Raw genomic sequence first — 9,064 nt, 5'->3', positions numbered from 1 at the left:
GACGTTTTTTGAGCTGCGAGCGAGCATTTTCGCGCTCTCTCCAATGTTCGTAAGGCACTGCAATGGCATGAACATTAACCGCGGGACCATCTGAGATATCTTGCGAACCGCCTGTTCGCGGATCTTCTCCCTACCCTCCAAAAAAGGTCAAGTCTAGGAAAATCGCATAGCGAATATGAGTGTTAAGAGCGAATCAACGGAAAGTCGAAATTATCCATCTGTAAAGCGAGAAAATCTCTTCATATTGCAATCTGTCTGGAGTTTGCCGCCCGTTAACGCTGAGTCGGTCTATTATGGCTAAAGTCGCGGCTGAGCGACTTGGGTGCAGTGCTTCAAACGCAGCAAATCACCCGAACCCTCTCTCATGATGGTCCATAACCAAAATGCTAAGCCCAACGCTTGCTACCCGGCTCCAGAACCACTCGAACTTCACTTCTGACAGTGTTGAGAGCACGATCGGGCATGAGCCGGTGGCGTTCGTGGATGACCCCATGCCAGTCGCCAGTCATGCGCCCGGCGACATCCAAGACATTGGTGCGACCCTTCGAACTGCCTTCGTTCCCGGTCCCCAAGCGTTCGCGCCAACGCCCGATCCTGTACCAACGGCACCTGTTGCGCAGAACAACGATCGCTCCGGTTCGCGTCGCATCCTGAAGACCGTCCTTGGTCTCACGCTGATTTCCGCATTCGGTGTCTACCCTCTCTACACTCTGATGCAGCCCTCCAGTGTCGAGGCCGTGGTGAATGCCCGCCTCATCACGCTGCGCGCGCCGATCAGTGGCCGGGTCGATGGCATTCGCACCGTGAACGACGCTGGCATTCTCCCGCACGGCGCCGAGCTGCTGACCATCCACAACGACCGCACCGATCGCGGTCGCCTCGATGAACTCGAAAGCCAGAAGGGCCGCCTCGCGAACGAACTCGTCGCGATCACCACCAAGCTTCGCAACGCCCAGGAGGAGCGCGTCCAGCTCGATGCGGCTGTGCAGCAGTTCAGCCGGGGGCGGCTCGCCCAGCTTCAGGCCCGGCGCGCCGAACTCAACGACGAGATTGCCATTGCAACCCTGAGTCACGAGGAAGCCACCCATGCCGCCTCGCGTTCGGCGGCGCTGGCCTCGGGCGGCAACATCTCCGATGTGGAAGCGGCGCGCGTGGCACGCGAAGCATCGCTGGCCGCCTTGCAGACGGACACGCTCCGCCATCGGCTGGCCTCGCTTACCCAGGAAATCGAGGCTGCGCACGCCGGCATCTTCATTGGCGATGGCTCCAACAATGACCGGCCCAGTTCGATGCAGCGCGCCGAGAGCGTCGAAGCCGAGATCGACAGCTTCGCGGTCGAGCGCGACCGTCTCGCCGCCGAACTTGCCCGCGTCTCGGCCGAGATCAGTCAGGACACAGCACGCTTCTCGCTTCTCTCCAACGCCGCCCTCTCGATTCCGATCGAGGGCCGCATGTGGGAGCGGCTCGTCTCGCCCGGCGAAGAGGTCTCTTCGGGACAGGCCATGGTGCGCCTGGTGGATTGCTCCACCACCGTCGTCACCGCCAACGTCAGCGAGAGCGTCTACAACGTCCTCAGCGTCGGCACAGCGGCCCGGTTCATCCCGGCCGACGATGGAGAGGATCTGAACGGTCGGGTCGTCAACCTCACCGGCATGGCCAACGCGGCTGCCAACTTTGCCATCGAACCCAGCGCCCTGCGCAAGGCGCCTTATCGGGTCCTGATCGGCCTTCCCGGTTCACAGAACGCCTCCTGTTCGATCGGACGCACCGGGCGGGTCGAGTTCGATAGGAGCGACGTGGCTGCACCATGATAGAGTGGACGGATCCTCTAGCACCGGCGCTCGCCACCTTCGCGCTCGCCATGATGGTCGTGCCCTGGCTCGACCGCGACCATGTGCTTTCGCGTCAAATCATGGCCGCCGTCACCTTCGCGTTTCTCCTGCGCTACGCTCTCTGGCGGGTCTTCGAGACCTTGCCCGCCGCCGGACTGACCGTCCACTTCTTCGCTGGCCTGCTCTTCCTGGCCATCGAGCTGACCTGCCTCCTCGCGGCATCACTCGGGCTCGTGTTCCTGTCTCGGACCAAGAACCGAACCGTCGAGGTCGAAGCGAACCAAGGATGGTTCGCCGCCCAGGCTCCGCCGCTCGTCGATGTCCTGATCTGCACCTACAACGAGGACCAGACCATTCTGGAACGCACCATGGCCGGCGCCACCGGCATAGACTATCCCAACTTCCGAGTTTGGGTGCTGGACGACGGCCGTCGCCCTTGGCTCGAGGATCTCGCCGGGCGTCTTGGCTGCAAGTATCTGACCCGGCCCGACAACGCCCACGCGAAGGCGGGCAACATCAACCATGCGCTCGCCCATCTCAGCGCTTTGCCGGAACGGCCCGACTTCGTGTCGATCCTCGACGCCGACTTCGTGCCGCTGCCGCAGTTCCTGTCGCGCGCCCTGTGTCTCTTCCGCGAGCCCGGGGTCGGCCTGGTGCAGACCCCGCAGCACTTCATCAATCCGGACCCGATCCAGACCAATCTGGCCGTCACGCGCGTCTGGCCCGACGAGCAGCGCTACTTCTTCGACGTCATCATGGCGTCCAAGGACGCCTGGGGGGCGGCCTTCTGCTGCGGCACCTCGTCGGTCATCCGCTTCGATCCGCTGGTGCGGATCGGCGGCTTCCCGACCGACAGCGTGACCGAGGATTACCTTTTGACGCTTCGTCTGAAGGAGTTCGGCTACACCACCTCCTATCTCAACGAGGCGCTGACCTTCGGTCTCGCACCTGAAGGGCTGAAGGAGTACATCACCCAGCGTGGGCGCTGGTGTCTCGGCTTCATGCAGATCGTGCGCGGCCGCAGTGGTCCTTTCTCGCGAACCTCCAGCCTCAACTTCATCGACCGCCTGTCACTATTCGACAGCTTCTTGGGATGGGCCGTGGTCTACCCCGCCCGTGTCCTCGGCCTTCTCCTGCCGCTTCTCTACCTCCTCTTCGGCCTCCACATTGTGGAGACCGACCTGTCGTCGACACTCGAGCACTTCCTGCCCTTCTTTCTCTGGCAGATGGTCACGCTCGGCTGGATCTCCCAGGGTCGATCCCTGCCGATCATGTCGGACGTCTCGCAGGTCATCGCAACGCCCGCCATTATCAAGGCCGTCTTCGTCGGCCTGGCTCGGCCCAAAGGGCAAAAGTTTAAAGTCACGGCCAAGGGAGGCGATCGCGATCTCCGCTTCGTGGAATGGCCGCTCCTGCGCATCTTCGCGGCACTGATCGCCCTCAATCTGTCAGCGATCACCTACGCCTTCGCGATCGATGTTCGCGGGGATCTCCTCACCAATGCCGGCGTCGCCCTCATCTGGTGCTGGTACAATCTCGCGATCCTTGCCATCACCTGCTTCATCTGTGTCGAGCAGCCACGGCATCGCAAAGCCGAACGCTTCCCGACAAACGAGGCGATCGGTATCGATCTCGATGGAGGATCCGAGAGCTACCATCTCATCGATATCTCCATCAGCGGCGCCCGGATCGAAGGCACTTCGCCCGTGCCTGCCGGCACGACATTGTCCTGCACGATCCGCGGCCGAACGGTCGATGCTACCGTCGTTCGCTGCCTTGGCGGAAGCTTCGCGATCAAGTTCGATGAGAGCCTCAATGTCCGCGTCACGATGATCCGCGCCTTCTACACGGGCCGCTATCTCGAAGCCTTCCATGGCGTCAATCCGACCGATGTTGGCCGCGCCGTCGTCCAACGTGTCTTCTCCTGAGTCATCGCCATGAACCATCCCGATACCATGTCCTCGATAGACATCTTCGCTCTGGCGGCTGCCGACTCCTTGCGATGGTGGTCATACGCCGATGCTCCGATCCGCAATGGGATCGAGGGTGACCATGGGTTGCTGACGCCGGAGTCCGTTCGCCTGATTGCAAGGCACTACGGATTTCGCCGCTCAATGCTCGCAACGCCTGAGAACGATCTTCTCATCGCCGATACGATCAGCTCCCATGTCCGCGTGGGGTCGACCCTTGAAGAGCAGGCCGAGGGACTTAGGATCGTGGTCGAAGCGCTTTCCAGACGAGCCCCAGGCGCCGCCGATGGTCGGAGCGTCCGCAATCTGGCGTCCGGCGCCAGTAAGCTTGCATGGTTTGTCGAGCCCAAGGGCTGGACTCCCTTCGACTCTCTGGCGGCCAGAGGGCTTGGCCTCACGCAGGGCGATGCGCTGGATCGTATGGTTCGCTTCTATCGAAAGCTCGACGCCATCCACTTCCTTCCGATGGCCGATCTCGTGGATCGGCACATCGAGCAATCCGGTCTCGCGTGTTGCGTCTCCGAGCGTAACCGTCTTCGCGGCGAACGGATCATCGACCGCTTCCTGATGTTCCTCGGTCAGGATCCACAGCGGCGTATCGCCGAACTGGACCTTGCTCGCCATTCTGCCCAATGTTGGCCTGACGCTGCCAGAAGGGGATTGCGAGACCTGATGGACGGCATGAAGAGGGACGACACCCTGAAGGATTTTGCGGGAGCGATGCGACCGCGGGGGTAAACCCCAGAGGGCGAGGAAGGGCCGGGAAGGCAAGCCTTCCGCGGATCGAGAGAGAGCGTGAGGAGGCCAACCCCGAACCGTTGGAGCTCGTCCATGACCCTCTTCGAACGTACCGCCTCGTTCTCCCCCGCCACGCTGGTGGAGCCGCACCGCGCCGTGTTCCAGGCTGGCGGCGTCCTCCTAAAGATGCTTGAGGGGGGCAAAAAGCTTGACAACAAGGCCCTTCGCGCCGCCATGGAAGCGGCCTTCGGCGCATCCGACGCCGATGGCGCATGGGTCTGGAAGGACGCCTACGAGGCCGTCGAGGTCGCGCAGATCCTGTTCGTGTCGAAGTACGGCGCCGCCATGCGCCGCCAGGCCGGATCGGCTTTGGCCTTCCTCGGCATGCTCGATCGTCTCGCCGGTCTCGTCAGTACCCAGACCCGCCGTTCCGAGGAGGGCCAGGCGCTACAGCAGTTCTCAACGCCGCTGCCACTGGCCTTTGTGGCATCCGAGGCCGCCGGCATTCATGACGGCGACCTGGCGCTGGAGCCCTCCGCTGGCACCGGAATGCTGGCCATCTTCGCTCGTATCGCCGGCGCCTCGCTGGCACTCAACGAATACGCCGAGCTCCGCGTCCAGCTCCTGCGCCGTGTCTTCGAGACGCAAGGTGTGACGAAGTTCGATGCCGCGACGATCCATGATCGGCTTACCCCCGCGATCGTGCCCTCCGTGGTCCTGATGAACCCGCCCTTCTCGGCCTCGCCCAAGGTCGAGGGCCGCTACAAGGCCGCCACCTACAAGCACATTCGCAGCGCCCTTCAGCGCCTCGCGCCCGAAGGTCGCCTCGTCACCATCACCAGCGAGAGCTTCTCGCCGACGGGCGCTTGGCGGGAGGCGTTCGAAGACCTGCAGCGCATCGGCCGCGTCGTGTTCTCCGCGGCGATCGACGGCAAAGTCTATGCCTCGCACGGCACGACCATCGAGACCCGTCTGACCGTCTTCGACAAGTGCCCGGCCGACGACGCCTCGCGCTTCGACGGCGTGCATCCGATCGTGTCGTCCTCGAGCGAACTTCTCCAGCTTGTGCAGTCGGCATGTCCCGTCCGTCGCTCCGCTCCGGTCTCGGCTGTACCAAGCACCCCGGCTGCCTCGCCCGCTCCGGTGGTCGAGAGCCTGGCCGCGATCCGCGAGCGCGCCCGTGCCGAGACGCGCGAGCTCGCGCTTTCACAGTCGCGGCACAAGCTCGATGGCATCGACCTCGCGGAGGTGTCCTATCTCCCGCGCGCGTGGGCGCCTTCGCAGGCGGCCCTGACGACTGCGCTCTATGAGACCTACGAGGTCCAGTCAATCGCCATCGAGGGCGCGCAGCCTCACGTCACCACGCTGGTCCAGTCGGCCGCCATGGCGTCCGTTGCCCCGCCCGTTCCTTCCTACCGGCCAAAGCTGCCGGTCACTGTTGTGCGCGACGGGCTCCTATCGGACGCCCAGCTCGAGACCGTGATCTATGCCGGCGAAGCGCACTCGACCTTCCTGAAGGGCCACTACACGCTTCACCCCGAGCATGGGACTTTGGTCGCCGCGCGCGACGACGATCCGGCGGCCTTCCGCGTCCGTCGTGGCTTCTTTCTCGGTGACGGCACGGGCTGCGGCAAGGGCCGCCAGGTCGCCGGCATCATCATGGACAATTGGCTCCAGGGTCGCCGCAAGGCCGTCTGGCTGTCGAAGTCCGATAAGCTGATCGAGGACGCCCAGCGCGACTGGACCGCCCTTGGCGGCGCCGCCTCCGACATCGTTCCGCTCTCGCGCTTCCGCCAGGGCTCCGACATCCGCTTGGACAGCGGCATCCTCTTCATCACCTACGCCACGCTGCGCTCGGCCGAGCGCGGGGACAAGGCGAGCCGTCTCGACCAGATCGTGAAGTGGCTTGGGATCGACTTCGACGGTGTGATCCCGTTCGACGAGGCCCACGCCATGGCGAACGCCTCCGGCGGCACGTCCGAGCGCGGCGACGTCAAGCCCTCGCAGCAGGGCAAGGCCGGGCTGGACCTCCAGAATCAGCTTCCGAACGCCCGCGTCGTCTACGTTTCGGCGACCGGCGCCACCGAGGTCTCCAACCTCGCCTACGCCGCGCGCCTTGGCCTCTGGGGTTCGAGCGACCTTCCGTTCAAGGACCGCGGCGCCTTTGTCGGCGCCATGGAGGAGGGCGGCATCGCCGCCATGGAGGTGATCTCGCGCGACCTCAAGGCCCTTGGCCTCTACATCGCCCGTTCGGTGTCCTATGAGGGCGTCGAGTACGAGATGCTCGTTCACGAGCTGACGCCCGCGCAGCGCGCCATCTACGACAGCTATGCCGGCGCCTTCCAGATCATCCACCAGAACCTCGAAGCCGCCCTTCAGGCGTCGAACGTCACCGGCGACAACGGCCGGTCGCTCAACCGCAACGCCAAGTCGGCCGCGCGCTCGGCCTTCGAGTCCAACAAGCAGCGCTTCTTCATGCACCTAATCGGTGCCATGACCTGCCCCAGCCTCATTCCCGCGATCCAGGCCGATCTCGATGAGGGCCGCGCCAGCGTCATCCAGATCGTCTCGACTTCGGAGGCGCTGATGGAGCGCCGCCTGGCGGAGATCCCGGCCTCCGAGTGGCATGATATTCAGGTCGACGTGACGCCTCGCGAGTACGTCATGGACTACCTCGTTCACTCCTTCCCGGTGCAGCTCTACGAGGTGTTCACCGATGCCGACGACAAGCTGTCGTCCCGGCCCGTCGTGGACGGCGACGGCAACATCGTCCTGTGCCGCGAAGCCGTCGAGAAGCGCGACGCCCTGATCGAGCATCTCGGTTCGCTCGCCCCGGTCCAGAGCCTTCTCGACCAGATCCTCTGGCACTTCGGCACGGACGAGGTGGCCGAGGTGACAGGCCGCTCGCGCCGCATCGTCAAGGACAGCGACGGCAAGCTGAAGGTCCAGAACCGCCCCGCCTCTTCCAACCTCACGGAGACGCAGGCGTTCATGGACGACAAGAAGCGCATCCTGATCTTCTCGGATGCCGGCGGGACCGGGCGGTCCTACCATGCCGACCTCTACGCTCGGAACCAGCGGCTTCGCGTCCACTACCTCGCGGAGCCGGGTTGGCGCGCGGCCGAGGCCATACAAGGCCTTGGCCGCACCCACCGCACCAACCAGGCCCAGCCGCCGCTATTCCGGCCCGTGGCGTCGAACGTGAAGGGCCAGAAGCGCTTCCTGTCCACAATCGCGCGCCGCCTCGATACGCTCGGCGCCATCACGCGCGGCCAACGCCAGACCGGCGGGCAGGGCATGTTCCGGCCCGAGGACAATCTGGAGAGCAGCTACGCCCGCGCCGCACTGCGCCAGTTCTATGGCGCGGTGGTTCGGGGCAAGATCGAGGCCTGTTCGCTGTCTCGCTTCGAGGAGATGACGGGCTTGGAGCTCACGGATAACGGTACGCTCCGCGAGGAGCTTCCGCCGATCTCGCGCTTCCTGAACCGCTGCCTTGCCCTCACGATCGAGATGCAGGACGCCGTGTTCGATGCCTTCACCAGCATTCTCGATGGGATCGTCGAGAGCGCGATCGCCAGCGGCACCTTCGATGCCGGCCTGGAGACCCTGCGCGCCGAGAGCTTCCGGATCATAGATCGCAATGCGATCTACACCGCGCCCTCCGGCGCCAAGACCCTGGCGCTGACGGTCGAGGAGATCAAGCGCAACCGACCCTGCACGCTGGCCGACGTCCAGGCCATGCTGCGAGAGACCCGCGACGCCCGCCTTCTCGTGAACGAGCAGTCGGGACGCGCCGCCGTCGAGGTGCCGACATTCTCGCTCATGACCGAAGACGGCGCACCGATCGATCGGGTCCGTTTGATCCGGCCCATGCACGCCGAGAACATGCTCGAGCTGGAACTGGCCTCCTCCCATTGGAAACCAGTGGCCGACGCCGCCTTCGAAGCGGCGTGGCAGGCCGAGGTCGACGCGGTGCCCGAGTTCAACCACTCGCGCATCACCGTCATGTCCGGCCTCCTGCTGCCGATTTGGGATAAGCTCCCGCGGGACAATCCGCGCGTTTATCGTCTCCAGACCGATGAGGGCGAGCGCATCGTCGGTCGTCTCGTCTCGGCGGACGAGCTGAACACGGTCTATGCCAAGCTCGGCCTGAACTGCTCAGCCGTCATGACCTCGGAGGAGATCAGCGAAGCGGTGATGGTCAAGAACGCCGCCGTCACACTCCAGGAGGGTCTCGTGATCCGCCGCTCGCGCGTTATGGATGCGTTCCGGATTGAGGTGGTAGGCTTCGACCAGACCCATCTCAAGTACCTGAAGCAGCTCGGATGCACGACCGAGATCATCCAGTGGAAGACACGGGTGTTCGTTCCTCTCCAGGGGAGCGTGGAGACCCTGGACCGGCTGACCGCGAGCTACCCGCAGGCGGGGAGCGAGGGGCAAGCGCTGGCCGCGTAGCCCAACAGTCGGCTGAGAGCGAGCCGGGGGCGGCCAAGCCCCCGGTTGCCTATGGAGTTGGCCGCGTCA

General features: G+C 64.3%; 4 protein-coding genes. All 4 read left to right on the top strand.

Features of this window, described 5'->3' with window-relative positions; genetic code table 11:
• Window positions 1-479: 479 nt before the first annotated feature.
• Window positions 480-1,811 (top strand): HlyD family efflux transporter periplasmic adaptor subunit, encoded by a 1,332-nt coding sequence (locus tag AUL33_RS21170; protein WP_210171795.1) that lies wholly within the window; start codon window positions 480-482, stop codon window positions 1,809-1,811.
• Window positions 1,808-3,760, top strand: coding sequence for a glycosyltransferase (locus AUL33_RS21165; RefSeq protein WP_082652813.1), 1,953 nt, complete (start codon window positions 1,808-1,810; stop codon window positions 3,758-3,760). The genes AUL33_RS21170 and AUL33_RS21165 overlap by 4 nt, the downstream gene beginning before the upstream one ends.
• Window positions 3,761-3,769: 9 nt before the next feature.
• Window positions 3,770-4,540 (top strand): hypothetical protein, encoded by a 771-nt coding sequence (locus AUL33_RS21160; RefSeq protein WP_156419558.1) that lies wholly within the window; start codon window positions 3,770-3,772, stop codon window positions 4,538-4,540.
• 93 nt (window positions 4,541-4,633) lie between these two features.
• Window positions 4,634-8,995 carry a strawberry notch family protein gene (locus AUL33_RS21155; protein WP_062213248.1) on the top strand — a complete coding sequence of 1,454 codons (4,362 nt, stop codon included), beginning with the start codon at window positions 4,634-4,636 and terminating at the stop codon, window positions 8,993-8,995.
• Window positions 8,996-9,064: the final 69 nt, after the last annotated feature.

This window comes from Aureimonas sp. AU12, assembly GCF_001463705.1.
In the GTDB taxonomy this organism is placed as follows: domain Bacteria; phylum Pseudomonadota; class Alphaproteobacteria; order Rhizobiales; family Rhizobiaceae; genus Aureimonas.
This window is presented reverse-complemented; position numbering and strand designations above follow the sequence as displayed.

What these genes read in the sequence shown, in the direction of transcription:
- AUL33_RS21165 (WP_082652813.1), top strand. Translation starts at nt 1,808, where the DNA reads ATGATAGAGTGGACGGATCCTCTAGCACCGGCGCTCGCCACCTTCGCG.
- AUL33_RS21160 (WP_156419558.1), top strand. Translation starts at nt 3,770, where the DNA reads ATGAACCATCCCGATACCATGTCCTCGATAGACATCTTCGCTCTGGCG.
- AUL33_RS21155 (WP_062213248.1), top strand. Translation starts at nt 4,634, where the DNA reads ATGACCCTCTTCGAACGTACCGCCTCGTTCTCCCCCGCCACGCTGGTG.